This is a genomic window from Burkholderia sp. Z1, from assembly GCF_014893795.1.
Taxonomy (GTDB): Bacteria; Pseudomonadota; Gammaproteobacteria; order Burkholderiales; family Burkholderiaceae; genus Burkholderia; species Burkholderia theae.
Genome location: NZ_JACFYL010000001.1, coordinates 2,942,406 through 2,959,801 on the forward strand (window position 1 = coordinate 2,942,406; position 17,396 = coordinate 2,959,801).

General features: G+C 65.8%; 14 protein-coding genes. 8 read left to right on the forward strand and 6 right to left on the reverse strand.

From position 1 onward, the window contains the following. The first annotated feature begins 120 nt into the window (after positions 1–120). The 5 genes from H3H55_RS13675 to dut all read left to right on the forward strand — a co-directional run bounded on the left by H3H55_RS13675 (position 121) and on the right by dut (position 6,337). Positions 121–1,113: a bifunctional riboflavin kinase/FAD synthetase gene (locus H3H55_RS13675; protein WP_129512786.1), complete on the forward strand. Its 993-nt coding sequence runs from the start codon at positions 121–123 to the stop codon at positions 1,111–1,113. A 103-nt stretch (positions 1,114–1,216) separates the two neighbouring features. Continuing rightward, entirely contained in the window at positions 1,217–4,054 is a 2,838-nt protein-coding gene (gene ileS, locus H3H55_RS13680) for an isoleucine--tRNA ligase (RefSeq protein WP_129512787.1), read from the forward strand. 2 nt (positions 4,055–4,056) lie between these two features. Further along, positions 4,057–4,557 (forward strand): signal peptidase II, encoded by a 501-nt coding sequence (gene lspA / locus H3H55_RS13685; protein WP_193098897.1) that lies wholly within the window; start codon positions 4,057–4,059, stop codon positions 4,555–4,557. Between the two features lie 67 nt (positions 4,558–4,624). Beyond that, positions 4,625–5,836 carry a bifunctional phosphopantothenoylcysteine decarboxylase/phosphopantothenate--cysteine ligase CoaBC gene (gene coaBC, locus H3H55_RS13690; protein ID WP_193098898.1) on the forward strand — a complete coding sequence of 404 codons (1,212 nt, stop codon included), beginning with the start codon at positions 4,625–4,627 and terminating at the stop codon, positions 5,834–5,836. A gap of 54 nt (positions 5,837–5,890) precedes the next feature. Further along, positions 5,891–6,337: a dUTP diphosphatase gene (dut, locus tag H3H55_RS13695; RefSeq protein ID WP_034178823.1), complete on the forward strand. Its 447-nt coding sequence runs from the start codon at positions 5,891–5,893 to the stop codon at positions 6,335–6,337. A gap of 54 nt (positions 6,338–6,391) precedes the next feature. Here the strand turns inward: dut and H3H55_RS13700 are convergent, their stop codons facing one another. The 4 genes from H3H55_RS13700 to clpS all read right to left on the reverse strand — a co-directional run bounded on the left by H3H55_RS13700 (position 6,392) and on the right by clpS (position 11,413). Further along, positions 6,392–7,162 carry a hypothetical protein gene (locus tag H3H55_RS13700; protein WP_193098899.1) on the reverse strand — a complete coding sequence of 257 codons (771 nt, stop codon included), beginning with the start codon at positions 7,160–7,162 and terminating at the stop codon, positions 6,392–6,394. Between the two features lie 156 nt (positions 7,163–7,318). Beyond that, entirely contained in the window at positions 7,319–8,698 is a 1,380-nt protein-coding gene (locus H3H55_RS13705; RefSeq protein WP_193098900.1) for an amino acid permease, read from the reverse strand. A 103-nt stretch (positions 8,699–8,801) separates the two neighbouring features. Continuing rightward, positions 8,802–11,102, reverse strand: coding sequence for an ATP-dependent Clp protease ATP-binding subunit ClpA (gene clpA, locus H3H55_RS13710; RefSeq protein WP_034178825.1), 2,301 nt, complete (start codon positions 11,100–11,102; stop codon positions 8,802–8,804). Further along, positions 11,099–11,413 carry an ATP-dependent Clp protease adapter ClpS gene (gene clpS / locus H3H55_RS13715; protein ID WP_006398529.1) on the reverse strand — a complete coding sequence of 105 codons (315 nt, stop codon included), beginning with the start codon at positions 11,411–11,413 and terminating at the stop codon, positions 11,099–11,101. Before clpS ends, clpA begins: the two co-directional genes overlap by 4 nt. A 289-nt stretch (positions 11,414–11,702) precedes the next feature. Here clpS and H3H55_RS13720 point away from each other — a divergent pair, with 289 nt between their 5' ends. Both H3H55_RS13720 and H3H55_RS13725 read left to right on the forward strand, forming a co-directional pair. Next, entirely contained in the window at positions 11,703–11,870 is a 168-nt protein-coding gene (locus H3H55_RS13720) for a hypothetical protein (RefSeq protein WP_164991967.1), read from the forward strand. 87 nt (positions 11,871–11,957) lie between these two features. Beyond that, positions 11,958–12,161, forward strand: a complete 204-nt coding sequence (locus H3H55_RS13725) for a cold-shock protein (RefSeq protein ID WP_006478030.1) — start codon at positions 11,958–11,960, stop codon at positions 12,159–12,161. Between the two features lie 181 nt (positions 12,162–12,342). Here the strand turns inward: H3H55_RS13725 and H3H55_RS13730 are convergent, their stop codons facing one another. Further along, entirely contained in the window at positions 12,343–13,950 is a 1,608-nt protein-coding gene (locus H3H55_RS13730) for a multicopper oxidase family protein (protein WP_193098901.1), read from the reverse strand. A 668-nt stretch (positions 13,951–14,618) separates the two neighbouring features. On the opposite strand from H3H55_RS13730, the gene H3H55_RS13735 reads away from it, so the two are divergent. Continuing rightward, positions 14,619–14,843: a hypothetical protein gene (locus H3H55_RS13735; RefSeq protein ID WP_006490888.1), complete on the forward strand. Its 225-nt coding sequence runs from the start codon at positions 14,619–14,621 to the stop codon at positions 14,841–14,843. 123 nt (positions 14,844–14,966) lie between these two features. Here H3H55_RS13735 and H3H55_RS13740 read toward each other — a convergent pair whose 3' ends face one another. Beyond that, positions 14,967–17,195, reverse strand: coding sequence for an NADP-dependent isocitrate dehydrogenase (locus tag H3H55_RS13740; RefSeq protein WP_193098902.1), 2,229 nt, complete (start codon positions 17,193–17,195; stop codon positions 14,967–14,969). Between the last annotated feature and the right edge of the window lie 201 nt (positions 17,196–17,396).

Sequence of the window (17,396 nt, forward strand, 5' to 3'; positions counted from 1 at the left end):
GCGAATTTTACCATTCGCCCCCGCGTTTCCCGCCTTCTCGGCCGCCGGCCCGCCCGAACGTTTATAATCTTCTGCTTTGCGGCATCCCACCGCCCATTCCCCGACGCTGCATCCGCTATCGTGAAAGTCTTCCGCGGCCTGCCCAACGCCGAGAGCCGCGCCCCGTGCGCGCTGACGATCGGCAACTTCGACGGTGTCCATCGCGGCCACCAGGCCCTGCTCGCGCGCGTGCGCGCGGCAGCGGACGCGCGCGGCCTGCCCGTGTGCGTGATGACTTTCGAGCCGCACCCGCGCGAATTCTTCAACCCGGCCGGCGCGCCGCCGCGCATCGCGATGCTGCGCGACAAGCTCGAGGCGCTGCGTGAACACGGTGTCGACCGCGTCGTCGTCGAGCACTTCAACCACACGTTCGCCAGCCAGTCGCCCGAAGCGTTCGTCGAGCGCACGCTCGTCGGCGGGCTGCACACGCGCTGGATGATGGTCGGCGACGATTTCTGCTACGGCGCGAAGCGCGCGGGCACCTTCGACACGCTGAAGGCGGCCGGCGAGCAGCACGGCTTCGAGGTCGAGCAGATGGGCACGGTGGCCGGCAGCGACGGCACGCGCATCTCGAGCTCGGGCGTGCGCACCGCGCTCGCAGCGGGCGATCTCGACGGCGCCGCGCAGGCGCTCGGCCACGGTTATGCGATCAGCGGGCACGTCGCGCACGGGCTCAAGCTCGGCCGCGACCTCGGCTTCCCGACGCTGAACCTGCCGATCGCGCACAAGCGGCCGGCACTCGCGGGCATCTTCGTCGTGCAGGTGCACGGCCTCGGTCCCGACCCGCTGCCGGGCGTCGCGAGCCTCGGCCTGCGCCCGACCGTCGACGATTCGGGCCGCGTACTGCTCGAAGTCCACCTGCTCGACTGGCACGGCGATGCGTACGGCAAGCTCATCCGCGTCGAATTCCTGAAGAAGCTGCGCGACGAGGCGAAGTTCGACGATCTCGAGGCGCTGTCACGCGCGATCGCACTGGACGTCGCGAATGCGCGCGCGTATTTCGTCGAGCGCGACCGTGCGCCGGGCAGCCGCGCGACGGGCTTCGCGACGTCGGCAACCGACCGAATTAGCTGATCCGGACGGCGGCGCCCCGCGCGCCGCACCCTCGCGCCGCTCACTCGCGCGCATCCCCGATTCACGACGCTCGCGCGTCTCCCGATTTGATAGCGATCCCATCATGAGCAACAAGAAAGCCGATTCGAAACCGCAGGCCAAGTATCCGGTCAACCTGCTCGACACGCCGTTCCCGATGCGCGGCGACCTGCCCAAGCGCGAGCCGCAGTGGGTCAAGGAATGGGAAGAGCGCGGCCTCTACGACAAGATCCGCGCGGCCAGCAAGGGCCGGCCGAAGTTCATCCTGCACGACGGCCCCCCGTATGCGAACGGCGACATCCACCTCGGCCACGCCGTCAACAAGATCCTGAAGGACATCGTCGTCAAGTCGCGCAACATGGCCGGCTTCGACGCGCCGTACGTGCCGGGCTGGGACTGCCACGGGATGCCGATCGAGATCCAGATCGAGAAGCAGTTCGGCAAGTCGCTGCCGGCGGCCGAAGTGATGAGCAAGGCGCGCGCGTACGCGACCGAGCAGATCGAGAAACAGAAGGTCGGCTTCAAGCGCCTTGGCGTGCTCGGCGACTGGGCCAACCCGTACAAGACGATGAACTTCGTCAACGAGGCGGAAGAGCTCCGCGCGCTCGGCAAGATCATCGAGAAGGGTTATGTGTATCGCGGGCTGAAGCCGGTGAACTGGTGCTTCGACTGCGGCTCGGCGCTCGCGGAAGCGGAAGTCGAGTACAAGGACCGCACCGACCCGACGATCGACGTGATGTTCGCGTTCGCGGAACCGGAAAAGACCGCGCAGGCGTTCGGCCTGCCGGCGCTGCCGCGCGCCGAAGGCGGCATCGTGATCTGGACCACCACGCCGTGGACGATCCCGGCGAACCAGGCGCTGAACCTTCATCCGGAAATCGTCTACGCGCTGGTCGACACCGAGCGCGGGCTGCTGATCATCGCGGAAGAGCGCGTCGCCGCGTGCATGGAAGAATTCAAGCTGACCGGCCGCGTCGTCGCGACCGCGCCCGGCGTGAAGCTCGCGAACCTGCGTTTCCACCACCCGCTCGCATCGGCCCACCCCGGCTACAAGCGCACCGCGCCCGTCTACCTCGGCGACTACGTGACGACCGACACCGGTACCGGCGTCGTGCACTCGTCGCCCGCGTACGGCATCGAGGACTTCATGTCCTGCAAGGCGCACGGGATGACCGATTCCGACTTCATCAACCCGGTGATGGGCGACGGTCGTTATATCGAATCGCTGCCGCTGTTCGGCGGCCTGTCGATCTGGGATGCGAACCCGAAGATCGTCGAAGCGCTGAACGCGGCCGGCTCGCTGCTGCGCAGCGAGAAGTACACGCACAGCTACATGCACTGCTGGCGCCACAAGACGCCGATCATCTACCGCGCGACGTCGCAGTGGTTCGCCGGCATGGACGTGACGCCGCGCGACGGCAGCAAGACGCTGCGCGAAACCGCGCTCGAAGGCATCGACGCGACCGCGTTCTACCCGTCGTGGGGCAAGCAGCGCCTGTTCAGCATGATCGCGAACCGTCCCGACTGGACGCTGTCGCGCCAACGCCAATGGGGCGTGCCGATGGCGTTCTTCGTGCACAAGGAAACCGGCGAACTGCATCCGCGCACGCTCGAACTGCTCGAGGAAGTCGCGAAGCGCGTCGAGCAGTCGGGCATCGAGGCATGGCAGACGCTCGATCCGCGCGAGCTGCTCGGCGACGACGCGAACCTGTACGAAAAGAACCGCGACACGCTCGACGTGTGGTTCGACTCGGGCACGACGCACTGGCACGTGCTGCGCGGCTCGCACAAGGATCAGCTGCAGTTCCCGGCGGACCTGTACCTCGAAGGTTCGGACCAGCATCGCGGCTGGTTCCACTCGTCGCTGCTGACCGCGTCGATGATCGACGGCCGCGCGCCGTACAAGGGCCTGCTCACGCACGGCTTCACGGTCGACGGCGAAGGCCGCAAGATGAGCAAGTCGCTCGGTAACGGCATCGACCCGCATGAAGTCGCGAACCGCCTCGGCGCGGAAATCATCCGCCTGTGGATCGCGTCGACCGACTATTCGGGCGAACTCGCGATCTCCGAGGAAATCCTGAAGCGCGTGACGGAAGGCTATCGCCGCATCCGCAACACGCTGCGCTTCCTGCTCGCGAACCTGTCGGATTTCGACTTCGCGCAGCACGCGGTGCCCGTCGACGAATGGCTCGAGATCGACCGTTATGCGGTCGCGTTCTCGGCGCAACTGCAGACGGAACTGCTCGGCCATTACGAGAAGTACGAATTCCACCCGGTCGTCGCGAAACTGCAGACGTACTGCTCGGAAGATCTCGGCGGCTTCTACCTCGACGTGCTGAAGGACCGCCTGTACACCAGCGCGGCCGATTCGCGCGCACGCCGCTCCGCGCAGACGGCGCTGTACCACCTGACGCACGGCCTGCTGCGCGTGCTCGCGCCGTTCCTGTCGTTCACGGCGGAAGAAGCATGGAAGGTGTTCCAGCCGGCCGGCGAAACGATCTTCACGGAAACGTATTACGCGTACCCGGAAGTTGCCGGCTCGGCCGCGCTGATCGAGAAGTGGGCGCTGCTGCGTGACGTGCGCGGCAACGTGACGAAGGCGCTCGAGGAAGCACGCACCGCGAACCGCATCGGTTCGTCGCTGCAGGCCGAAGTGGCCGTGCACGCGAGCGGCGCGCGCTACGACGCGCTCACGAGCCTCGGTGAAGACCTGAAGTTCGTGCTGATCACGTCGGCCGCAACCGTCGTCAAGGTCGACGACGAAGCGCAGGAAAGCGTCGACGTGGCCGCATCGAAGTACCAGAAGTGCGAACGCTGCTGGCACTACCGCGAGGATGTCGGCGCGCACGCCGATCATCCGACGCTGTGCGGCCGCTGCTTCTCGAACCTGTTTGAAAACGGCGAAATCCGGAGCGCTGCTTAACTATGGCGAAAACCTTGTCGAAACCGGCCAGCGGCGCGCTTGCGCCCTGGCTCGGCATTTCGCTGATCGTGATCCTGTTCGATCAGTTGTCGAAGATCGCAATCCTGAAGACGTTCGCGTATGGCGCGCAGCATGCGCTCACGTCGTTCTTCAACCTCGTGCTGGTGTACAACCGCGGCGCCGCGTTCGGCTTCCTGTCGACCGCGAGCGGCTGGCAGCGCTGGGCGTTCACCGCGCTCGGGATCGGCGCGACGCTCGTGATCTGCTTCCTGCTGAAGCGCCACGGCCACCAGCGGCTGTTCAGCGTATCGCTTGCGCTGATCCTCGGCGGTGCGCTCGGCAACGTGATCGACCGGCTCGTCTACGGTCACGTGATCGACTTCCTCGATTTCCACCTCGGCGCCTGGCATTTCCCGGCGTTCAACCTCGCCGATTCCGCGATCACAATCGGCGCGGTGCTGCTGATCTACGACGAACTGCGTCGCGTGCGCGGCTCGCGCTAAGCGCGCATACTCGGCGTCGACGGCCGGCCTCGCGCCGGCCGTCCCGTTTGAACCTTGGAGGCCTGAGTTGGCACACGCAGAACTCGCAGGAAAACACCTCGTTCTCGGCCTGACGGGCGGCATCGCCTGCTACAAGATCGCCGAACTCACGCGGCTGCTGACCAAAGCCGGCGCGACCGTGCAGGTCGTGATGACGGAAGCCGCCGCCCAGTTCATCACGCCCGTCACGATGCAGGCGCTGTCGGGCCGGCCCGTCTTCACGAGCCAGTGGGACGCGCGCATCGACAACAACATGGCGCACATCGACCTGTCGCGCGAAGCCGACGCGATCGTGATCGCGCCCGCGTCGACGGACTTCCTCGCAAAGCTCGCGCACGGGTTCGCGGACGATCTGCTGTCGACGCTGTGCGTCGCGCGCGACTGTCCGCTGCTCGTCGTCCCCGCGATGAACCGCCAGATGTGGCAAAACCCGGCTACCCAGCGCAACGCCGCGCAACTGCGCGCGGACGGCGTGTCGGTGCTCGGCCCGGATTCGGGCGCGCAGGCGTGCGGCGAAGTCGGCGACGGCCGCATGCTCGAGCCCGAGGCGATCTATGAAGCGATCGTCGCGCACTTCGCGCCGAAGGTGCTCGCGCACCGGCGCGTGCTGATCACGGCCGGCCCGACGTTCGAACCGCTCGACCCCGTGCGCGGCCTCACGAACCGCTCGAGCGGCAAGATGGGCTTCGCGCTCGCGCGCGCCGCGCAGCAGGCCGGCGCCGACGTGCATCTGGTCGCGGGGCCGGTGGCGCTCGACACGCCGTGGGGCGTCTACCGCCAGGACGTGCAGACCGCGCAGCAGATGTACGACGCGGTGATGCATGCCGTCGCCGATGCCGACATCTTCATCGCGGTGGCCGCGGTCGCCGACTGGCGCGTCGACCAGCCGGCCGAGCACAAGATGAAGAAGACGGCCGACCGCAAGATGCCGGCGCTCGCGTTCGTCGAGAACCCCGACATCCTCGCGTCGGTCGCGGCACTGCCCGATCCGCCGTTCTGCGTCGGGTTCGCGGCCGAAAGCGGCGACCTCGACGTGCACGGCGACGAGAAGCGCAAACGCAAGAACGTGCCGCTGCTCGTCGGCAATCTCGGCCCGCTGACGTTCGGCCGCGACGACAACGAAGTCGTGCTATTCGAAGCCGCCGGCCTCACGCGCCTACCGCGCGCACCGAAGGACGAACTCGCGCATGTGCTCGTCGCGGAAATCGCGAAGCGCCTGCCCGATAATCGCCTGATCTGATCTCCCGCGCGGCGGCGTCGCCGCCGCGCCCTTCCCGACCGATTCGACGACCGCATGAAACTCGACCTGAAGATTCTCGACGCGCGCATGCGCGACTACCTGCCCGCCTACGCGACCACCGGCAGCGCGGGCCTCGACCTGCGCGCCTGCCTCGACGCGCCGGTGACGCTGCAACCGGGCGAAACGACGCTCGTGCCGACGGGCCTCGCGATCCACCTCGCCGACCCCGGTTATGCGGCGCTGATCCTGCCGCGCTCGGGCCTCGGCCACAAGCACGGCATCGTGCTCGGCAACCTCGTCGGCCTGATCGACTCCGACTACCAGGGCCAGTTGATGATCTCGACGTGGAACCGCGGCCAGACCGAGTTCGTGCTGAACCCGTTCGAGCGTCTCGCGCAGCTCGTGATCGTGCCGGTCGTGCAGGCGCAGTTCAACATCGTCGACGACTTCGCCGAAAGCGATCGCGGCGCAGGCGGCTTCGGCAGCACCGGCCGCCACTGAGCGACACAGCAAAAAAAGGGGCCTCGCGGCCCCTTTTTCCTGTTCCTTTCACCGTCATTCGCTGACCGGCTGCGCGATCCGCGCCGGTGCCAGTTCGCGTTGCCGCGCCTGCGCGATGCTTGCATAGATCACCAGAGCGACCAGCACGCCGAGCAGCACGGCCGACGAGCCAACCGTACCGAGCGCGAGACCGCCCTTGGCGATCGGCTTCGTCAGCAGGTCGCCGACCGTCGCGCCGAACGGGCGCGTAAGCACGAACGCGGCCCAGAACAGCAGCACGCCCGAGATTCGCGTGAAGTAGTGCGCGAGCACGATCACCGCCAGCAGCCCGCCGATCAGCAGCGCGCCGCCGCCGAAACCGAGCCCCGAGCTGTCCGCGAGGAAGTCGCCGAGCGCGGTGCCGAGCGTGTTCGAGAACAGGATCGCGATCCAGTACAGCAACTCGACCTTGCGCGTGCGAATCAGGTCGACCGACAGCGATTCGCCGCTGAGCCGCCAGACCGCGAAGATGGCCAGCAGGATCGCAACGAGGATCGACGAGCCAGCGGCATAACCGAGGCCGAGCGTACGGTCCATGAAGTCGGACATCGTCGTGCCGGCCGTGCTGGTCGCAACGATCACGGCCCAGTAGATCGCCGGGCGATAGCGCGTCGTCTTGAGCTGCGCGCCGAGCGTCACGAGGAAGAAGCCGAACAGCAGGATCGAGCTCACCGCGTAACCGACGTTCAGCGTCATCGACAGCAGGTCGCCGCCGGTTTCACCGAGTGTCGTCGCGCAGATCTTCATGATCCAGAACGCAAGCGTGATTTCGGGAAGTTTGTTCATTCGAACCCCTTTTGCAGGATAGCGGCAGGCCGACGCGTGCCGGCCCGCCTTGCAGACAGGATCGAATGTTAGTCGCCGCCGGCTTAACGGAACCTTAGCGAATATGAGGAATGGGGTAGCCGGCAAGCGCGGCCGTGGGCGGCCGCGCTGGCGCCGTCAGCGTGCGTGTTCGTGCCGGTAGTGCAGCGCATACGCAAGCGTCAGCAGCACGACGAACACGACGCCGACCACCATCGTCATCCGGAATTCGCGCGTGAACGCGGTCGTGAACAGGATTGCCGCGACGAGCCCCGCACCGAGCAGGCTGCCGAACGGGTGCCCCCACATCCGGAACGCGAGCGCAGGGCCGCGATACCGCGCACGGAAGCGCAGGTGCGTGACGAAGATCATCAGCCACGTGAACAGCGCGCCGAACATCGCGATCGCCATCATCACGGTGAACGCCGTGTCGGGCGCCAGCGCGACCAGCACGGCCGCCACCGCGACGCCGCTCGTCGAGATCCACAGCGCCGCACGCGGCACGCCGTTCGTGCCGAGCCGGCCGAACGCCGCGGGCGCGAGCCGCGCGCGCGACAGGCTGAACATCATCCGCGTCGTCACGTAGAGCTGGCTGTTCATCGCCGACAGCGCCGCGATCAGCAGCACGAAGTTGATCACGCCGGCCGCGTACGGCACGTGCGTCGCGGCCATCACCTTCACGAACGGGCTTTCGTCGGTGCCGGCCTGCGTCCACGGGACGATCGCGAGCATCAGCGACAGCGTCAGCAGGTAGAACAACACGAGCCGGAACACCGTCGAACGGAACGCGCGCGTGACCGCGTGCTGCGGATCGCGCGCCTCGCCGGCCGCGATCGCGACGGCCTCGATGCTCATGTAGCTGAAGATCGCGACGATCACCGCGACCCAGGTGCCCCACGGCCCCTTCGGCATGAAGCCGCCGTGCGCGGTGTAGTTCGCGAAACCGATGCCCGACGCGGCCGGCGCCGACCACACGAGGTAGGCGCCGAGCACGATGAACACGACGATCGCGGCGATCTTCAGCAGCGAGAACGCATATTCGACCGAGCCGTACAGCGTGACGCTCGCGAGGTTCACGGCGATCAGCAACGCGGAAAAGCCGATCACCCAATACCAGCCTGGCACGGCCGGAAACCAGTACTTCATGAACACGGCGATCGCGCTGATCTCGGTGCCGATCGCGAACACGACCGCGAACCAGTACGCATAGCGCACGAGAAAACCCGCGAGCGGGCCGACGTAGTGCTCGGCATACGCGCCGAACGAGCCGGCCGTCGGATGCGCGACGGTCATTTCCGCGAGCGCGCCCATCAGCAGCAGCGCGATCAGCGCGCCGATCGCATACGAGACCAGCACGCTCGGGCCGGCGAGCCCGATCGCGAACCCGCTGCCGAGGAACAACCCCGTGCCGATCGCGCCGCCGATCGCGATCATCGCCATCTGCCCCGACGTCAGCGCGTGGCGCAACCCTTGTTCTCGCGCGACGATGCTGTCGAACGATCGTTGTTGTTGTGTCACTGCGTTACCACTCCCCTGCACCACCATTGCGCCGCCGGCGCCGGATAAAACGAAACGGCGCGGAGAACTTCCCGCGCCGTTCGCATGAACAACGAATTATCGCTTACTCGACTTCGACCGTCTCTTCGTTCGGCTTGTGCGGCGGATTCGCCAGCTTGTCGAACGACAACTGCACCTTGTCGTTTTCGTCGACGTCGACCGTCACGTGACCACCGTTGACGAGCTTGCCGAACAGCAGTTCGTCGGCCAGCGCGCGACGGATCGTGTCCTGGATCAGCCGCTGCATCGGCCGCGCGCCCATCAGCGGGTCGAAGCCGTGCTTCGCGAGATGCTTGCGCAACGCGTCGGTGAAGAGCGCGTCGACCTTCTTCTCGTGCAGCTGTTCCTCGAGCTGGATCAGGAACTTGTCGACCACGCGCATGATGATTTCCTCATCGAGCGAGCGGAAGCTGATGATCGAATCCAGGCGGTTGCGAAACTCCGGCGTGAACAGGCGCTTGATGTCGGTCATCTCGTCGCCCGTTTCGCGGCGCGTCGTGAAGCCGATCGTCGCCTTCTGCATCGACTCGGCGCCCGCGTTCGTCGTCATGATGATGATGACGTTGCGGAAATCCGCCTTGCGGCCGTTGTTGTCCGTCAGCGTGCCGTGGTCCATCACCTGCAGCAGCACGTTGTAGATGTCCGGATGCGCTTTCTCGATTTCGTCGAGCAGCAGCACGCAATGCGGCTTCTTCGTGACGGCTTCGGTCAGCAGCCCGCCCTGGTCGAACCCGACGTAGCCCGGCGGCGCGCCGATCAGGCGGCTCACCGCGTGACGCTCCATGTACTCCGACATGTCGAAGCGGATCAGCTCAATGCCGAGCGTGAACGCGAGCTGGCGCGCCACTTCGGTCTTGCCGACGCCCGTCGGGCCGGAGAACAGGAACGCGCCGATCGGCTTGTCCATCTTGCCGAGGCCCGCGCGCGCCATCTTGATCGATGCCGCCAGCGCGTCGATCGCCGGATCCTGGCCGAACACGACACTCTTCAGGTCGCGGTCGAGCGTCTGCAGCTTGCTGCGATCGTCCTGCGACACGCTCTGCGGCGGCACACGCGCGATCTTCGAGATGATTTCCTCGATCTCGCTCTTGCCGATCGTCTTCTTCTGCTTCGACTTCGGCAGGATGCGCTGCGCGGCGCCGGCTTCGTCGATCACGTCGATCGCCTTGTCCGGCAGGTGACGGTCGGTGATGAAGCGCGCCGACAGTTCAGCCGCGGCCGACAGCGCACCCGACGAATACTTGACGCCGTGGTGTTCCTCGAAGCGTGACTTCAGCCCGCGCAGGATCGCGACCGTCTGCTCGACGGTCGGCTCGCTCACGTCGACCTTCTGGAAGCGCCGCGACAGCGCCGCATCCTTCTCGAAGATGCCGCGATACTCGGTGAACGTGGTCGCGCCGATGCACTTGAGCGTGCCCGACGACAGCGCCGGCTTCAGCAGGTTCGACGCATCGAGCGTGCCGCCCGACGCGGCGCCCGCGCCGATCAGCGTGTGGATTTCGTCGATGAACAGGATCGCGTGCGGACGCTCCTTGAGCTCCTTCAGCACCGTCTTCAGACGCTGCTCGAAATCGCCGCGATACTTGGTGCCGGCGAGCAACGCGCCCATGTCGAGCGAGTAGACCTGCGCATTCGCGAGGATATCGGGCACTTCGCCGCGCGTGATGCGATAGGCGAGCCCTTCCGCGATCGCGGTCTTGCCGACGCCGGCCTCGCCGACGAGCAGCGGATTGTTCTTGCGGCGGCGGCACAGGACCTGCACGACGCGCTCGACCTCGGGCTCGCGACCGATCAGCGGATCGATGCGGCCGTCCTTCGCCATCTGGTTCAGGTTCTGCGTGAACTGCGCGAGCGGCGTTTCCTTCTGCGCATTCGCGTCTTCGCTTTCCGCGTTCGCGTCGGTCGACTTCGCGGCTTCGCCGCTGTTCGTCTTCGCGATACCGTGCGAAATGAAGTTCACGACGTCGAGGCGCGTGACGCCCTGCTGCTGCAGGTAATACACCGCGTGCGAATCCTTCTCGCCGAAGATCGCGACCAGCACGTTCGCGCCGGTGACTTCCTTCTTGCCGTTCGACGTCGACTGGACGTGCATGATCGCGCGCTGGATCACGCGCTGGAAACCGAGCGTCGGCTGGGTATCGACATCGTCGGTGCCCGGGACGGTAGGTGTGTTGTCGTGGATGAAATTGCGCAGGTTCTGACGCAGGTCCTCGATGTTCGCCGCGCACGCGCGCAACACCTCGGCTGCCGTCGGATTATCCAGCAGGGCCAGCAGCAGATGCTCGACCGTAATGAACTCATGGCGCGCCTGGCGTGCTTCCATGAACGCCATGTGCAGGCTGACTTCCAATTCCTGGGCAATCATGCTTCCTCCATCACGCACTGCAGCGGATGCCCGGCCTGCCGCGCATGGGTAACGACTTGCTCAACCTTGGTCGACGCGATGTCCCGCGTATAGACCCCACAAACTCCTCGCCCTTCGCGATGGACCTTCAGCATGATCTGCGTGGCCGTCTCGCGATCCTTCTTGAAATACTCCTGGACCACCATCACGACGAATTCCATCGGCGTGAAGTCGTCGTTCAGCAGCACCACCTTGTACATCGAAGGCGGCTTGAGCTTCTGCTGCTTGCGTTCCAGGACGGTACTGTCCTGCTTGTCCGGGATAATCGCCATACACCCATTCTAAACAACTCGGACAGGCCCGCAATCCTGCCATTACCCGACCGACCGGCCGGCGCCCTCCCCGGTATCCCGGAACACGCGATCGTCTTCGCGCCATACGAAAGCCGGCTGCGGTGCCGGCTTTCACGCGTGGCGCGGAACACGAACCGTCAGGGGGAATCGCACCGGAACGTCGTATCCGCATCCAGTATCCCACAAGCCGGGACGACTCGAACGCGTGTCACTCGAGCCTGGTATATGAGCCGATTATGCGGCTTTTCAAGTCCTCGTGCTTGGCCGCATGCTGCAAAGCAAAGCCGGAAAAACCCTGAAAATGGGTTCTTTACAACGGCCCTCTATACGTCTAAAAATTCCTCTTGACACTCCAATAAAGAGCGCCAACAATCAAGCTGGCACTTTTTTCAAATTGCCAGTTGGCGAAATGAAAGAGGCCGAGGTGAGCTTGTGAGGGGGGAACGGCTGCATTTTCCGGTCGTTTAGCTTTTCGAGCGTGCTCGTGGTAAGTAGCAGCGACTGTGTGACAGGGGAAGTAGGTATGGCAACTGGTATCGTTAAGTGGTTCAACGACGCGAAGGGCTTCGGTTTCATCACTCCCGACGAGGGCGGTGAGGATCTGTTTGCGCACTTCTCGGCTATCACCATGAATGGCTTCAAGACGTTGAAGGAAGGCCAGAAGGTGAGCTTTGACGTCGTTCAAGGACCGAAGGGCAAGCAAGCGTCGAACATCCAGGCCGCATAAAGGCATCGGATATCGGACGAAGAAACCCGGCGCATTGCGCCGGGTTTCTTTTTTTCAGGCCGGCCAATCGATAATCGATTGGCCGGCCTTTTCGTTCAATCCCGATAATCAAACGCGCATTGTCTTGTCACGCACGCAGATCGGATAGCAGTCCGGCTCGTGAAACACTTTCACCATTTCGTTACACGACCTTCAGCGTGCCCATCATGCCGAGATCCTCGTGTTCGAGAATATGGCAATGAAACATGCGCTCGCCGGGAATGTCTTGCGTGACGAGCATCGACACGGTTTCGCCGCTGCGCACGTTCACGGTATCGCGCCATGCGCGGAACGGTTCGCTCGTACGCGAGCCGCCCGACGCACGCTCGATCACCTGGAACTGCGTGCCGTGCAGGTGGAACGGGTGATCCATGTCGGTGGCATTGCGGATCTCCCAGCGCTCGACGTCGCCACGGCGGCTCGTCAGCGTCGCGCGGTGCGGCGCGTAGGTCTCGCCGTTGATCGTGAAGCGCATGCCCGCCGGGCGGCCGTGCGCCGCGCTTTTCATCATCGCGTCCATATCCATCTCTTCGCCGAACGCGACCTCCTTGTGCGCGACCGGTTCGCCCAGCGGCGGCACCGCGCGCAGCGTCGCCGGCAGCGCGCGCGCCGCGGCCGGCGCGAACGCGACATCGGCCAGCGCCAGCGCCGGATCGGGCGGCAGGCTGCCGTGACCGTCGTCATGCGACATCGCCATCTTGCGACGATCGTATTCGGCCGCCTGCAGCACCGCGCGCGACGCGCGATCGCCGGCGCGCACCAGCAACTCCGCACGCTCGCCCGGCGCGATCAGCAGCGACGTGACGCGGCGCGGCGCGTCGAACAGCCCGCCGTCGGTACCCGCGTGCTCGAACGGGCGGCCGTCGTCGAACGCGACGCGCAGGTAGCGCGCGCTGCATGCGTTCCACACGCGCCAGCGTTCGTCGCCCGCGACGTCGATCCGCGGCCGGCGCGCGCCGTTGACCAGCACGAACTGGCCTTCGCGGCCGTTCATCCAGTCCATCATGTCGTTCGGCGCGATCGTGCCGTCACGTGCGAGCTTCAGGTCCGACACGAACAGGTTGCGTTCGGGCCAGCCCGCGAGCGGATCGTCGGCGGCACGCACGATGAACGGGCCGGCCAGCCCGCGAAAGACCTGCTCGGCCGTCATCATGTGCGGATGCGGGTGGTACCAGTAGGTGCCGGCGCTCCCCTTCGGCAGCGTGAAACGGTACACATGCGACGCGCCGGGCGCGACGGGATCGGACGGGTTGCCGTCCTGGTCGGGCGGTACCGGCAGGCCGTGCCAGTGGATCGTCGACGGCTGCGGCAGCTTGTTCACGAACCGGATCTCGACCGTGTCGCCCTCGCGCACATCGATCAGCGGACCGACGACGGGCCCCTGCGTACCCGCACCGAACTGCCAGAACGTGGTCGGCCGCGCACCGCGCAGCAGCGGGCGCGCCACGGGCTGCGCCACCAGCGTGGCCCGGAACGTGCCGGGCTCGCGACTTTCGTTCACGAGCGTGCGCAACGTCGCGAGCGGCGCACCGGCCGGCAGCGCGTCGGCTGCCGCGAGCGCGGCCGGCGCGGGCTTGCCGTGCTGCCCGTGACCCGACATGCCTGACATGCCCGACATCCCGGGCATGTCGTCCATCTGGTCCATGCCGGCCATGCCCGCATGACCGGCGTGCTGCGCCGACGCGGCGCGCGCGAACAGCGATGCGGCCGCGACACCGATCGCGCGCGACAGGAAGGTTCTCCGTATCATCAATCGTTCCTCGTTATCCATGCTGCGTCGCGCGACCGCCGCGACGCCCGCGCCGGCCGGCTGAAACGCCGATGCGCGACGCAAAACCTGATGCCCGCGTCATCATAACCGCAGGCCCATACCGAAAAGCGCCGTCGGCCGGGCGGCGATACGCCGCAGGGCGCGGCGTGGCCAGCCGGATCCGACACGCATCGACCGCCATCTCCAAGTAGCGCTGCCTTGCCCTTCGCCGGCCGGTTCAACCCTGACTTATCCATTCCCTTTGCGGCATCCCACCGATCGCCCGGCGCCTACCGTCCGGCCCCGCATCGGCGTCCCGCACGCCATCTATCCGCGAACCCGTCAATATTTCACGATGTGGAACAAGTCTCTGCGTTGTAAAAATTCGTGGTGCAGGGCACAAATTTCCTGTTTCGCGATGCCAAAAATCGTTCCGCAATACAAAACGACCAAAATAAGATCATGTTTTTAAATAAATTTTTTTGTTTCGAGAAGCCGCTCTACGCGCACCATCCGATCGGGTCGCGGACGTAGACTTTGTTCCATGCACTGACGCTTCGCCACGACGTTCGATACGGAACCCGGCGCAAGCAGCCAGTCGGGCCACAGCCGGCCGAGCCGGCGGGCGGCACAACAGAATCGCTTGTGATCAGAAAGGGAGAACGGAAATGAAGGGATTTCGCTTTGGTTCAGCGCTCGGGTCGTTCTACATCCTGCCGGGTAACGGTGGCTGGGAAGCGACGTTCGGCAATGCCCTGCTCGGCGCGTTCTCGTGCCCCGAAGTGGCGGCCGACCACATCTCCCGCGGCGACTGCGAGCAACTGTCCGAACTGGACACGGCGACGCTCGAAGTGCCGCACGAAATCGCCGAGTGGGAAATCGTCCACGTCTGAATGGCAAGCCAGCAACGAAAAACGCCCCGGGCGTCCGGGGCGTTTTTCTTTTGTGTCGGGCGGCAGACGGCAAAACCCGCCGCGCCGACTCACGCATTGGCCCGCGCGCTTGCGCGGCCCGCGTCACGCGACCGCGTCGACGATGCCGTTCAGCGTCGCGCTCGGGCGCATCGCCTGGCTCGTCAGGTCGACGTTCGGACGATAGTAGCCACCGATCGCCTGCGCCTTGCCTTGCGCGGACGCCAGTTCCTCGAGGATGCGCGCTTCGCTGTCGGACAGCGCCTTCGCCACGCCTTCGAACTGCGCCTTCAGCGCGGCGTCCTCGGTCTGCTCGGCGAGCGCCTGCGCCCAGTACAGGCACAGGTAGAAGTGGCTGCCGCGGTTGTCGAGGCCGCCGACCTTGCGCGCCGGCGACTTGTTCTCGTCCAGGAACTTGCCGGTCGCCTGGTCGAGCGTCTTCGCGAGCACGACCGCCTTCGGGTTCTGGTAAGCGTGGCCGAGATGTTCGAGCGACGCGGCCAGCGCGAGGAATTCACCGAGCGAATCCCAGCGCAGGAAACCTTCCTCGACGAACTGCTGCACGTGCTTCGGCGCGGAGCCGCCCGCACCCGTTTCGAACATCCCGCCGCCAGCCATCAGCGGCACGATCGACAGCATCTTCGCGCTGGTGCCGAGTTCCATGATCGGGAACAGGTCGGTCAGGTAGTCGCGCAGCACGTTGCCGGTAACCGAGATCGTGTCCTTGCCCGCGCGGATGCGCTCGAGCGAGAAACGCGTCGCGTCGACCGGCGTCAGCACGCGGATGTCGAGACCGTTGGTGTCGTGATCCTTCAGGTAGCGTTCGACCTTCGCGATGATCTGCGCATCGTGCGCGCGCGCCGGGTCGAGCCAGAACACGGCCGGTGCGCCGGTCGCGCGGGCGCGGTTCACCGCGAGCTTGACCCAGTCCTGCACCGGCGCGTCCTTCGTCTGGCACATGCGCCAGATGTCGCCCGACTCGACCGCGTGCTCGAGCAGCACGTTGCCGGCTTCGTCGGTGACGCGCACGACGCCGTCCGCCGGGATCTGGAAGGTCTTGTCGTGCGAACCGTATTCTTCGGCCGCCTGCGCCATCAGGCCGACGTTCGGCACGCTGCCCATCGTGACCGGATCGAATGCGCCGTGCTGCTTGCAGTCCTCGATCACGGCCTGGTACACACCCGCGTAGCAGCGGTCCGGAATCACGGCCTTCGCGTCGTACAGTGCGCCGTCCGGGCCCCACATGCCGCCCGAATCGCGAATCATCGCCGGCATCGACGCGTCGACGATCACGTCGCTCGGCACGTGCAGGTTCGTGATGCCCTTGTCCGAGTTGACCATCGCGAGGCGCGGGCGCACGGCGTATTCGGCCTTGATGTCGGCTTCGATCGCTTCGCGCGTGTCGGCCGGCAGGTCCTTCAGGCGCGCGTACAGGTCGCCGATCCCGTTGTTCGGGTTGAAACCGGCCTGCGCCAGCACGTCCGCGTGCTTCGCGAGCGCGTCGCGGTAGAACACCGACACGAAATGGCCGAACAGGATCGGATCGGAGACCTTCATCATGGTCGCCTTCAGGTGCACCGAGAACAGCACGTCCTGCGCCTTCGCGTCGGCGATCTGCGCTTCGATGAAGCTGCGCAGCGCGTTGCGGCTCATCACCGATGCATCGATGATTTCACCGGCCTTCACGGCCGTCTTTTCCTTCAGGACCTTCTTCACGCCGTCGGCCGTCGTGAGTTCGATCTTCACGCTGCCGGCATCGGCGATCAGCGCCGACTTCTCGCTGCCGTAGAAATCGCCTTCGCTCATGTGCGCGACGTGCGCCTTCGAGGTCGCCTTCCAGGCGCCCATCTTGTGCGGATGCTTGCGTGCGTAGTTCTTGACCGACAGCGGCGCGCGGCGGTCCGAGTTGCCTTCGCGCAGCACCGGGTTCACCGCGCTGCCCTTGATCTTGTCGTAGCGGGCCTTGACGGCCTTCTCTTCGTCCGTCGACGGATCTTCCGGATAGGCCGGCAGCTGGAAGCCCTGCGCCTGCAGTTCGGCGATCGCGGCCTTGAGCTGCGGCACCGATGCGCTGATGTTCGGCAGCTTGATGATGTTCGCTTCCGGCTTCAGCGTGAGCTGGCCCAGTTCGGCCAGATCGTCGGAACCCTTCTGCTCCGACGGCAGGACGTCTGCGAATGCCGCGATGATGCGGCCGGCGAGCGAGATGTCGCGCGTTTCGACGGCGACGCCGGACGAGCGCGTGAAGGCCTTGACGATCGGCAGCAGCGAATAGGTCGCGAGCGCGGGCGCTTCGTCGGTGAGGGTGTAGATGATCTTGGGCGAAGTGGACATGGTCGATGCGTTGCTACGTGAAAATTGTGACTGAGGAGCGCCGGCGGTAACCGGCGGGGAGCGACCGGGTCGGTCGCGAAAGGGGCGCGCCGGCTCAGCCGGGCGGTGGTGTTGCGAGGGCCGTCATGTTCTACCTTGCAGGGCATCCGGGCCGCATCGCGGCGCCGCGGCCCGCATGCCGGACCGCCCTGCCAACTAACC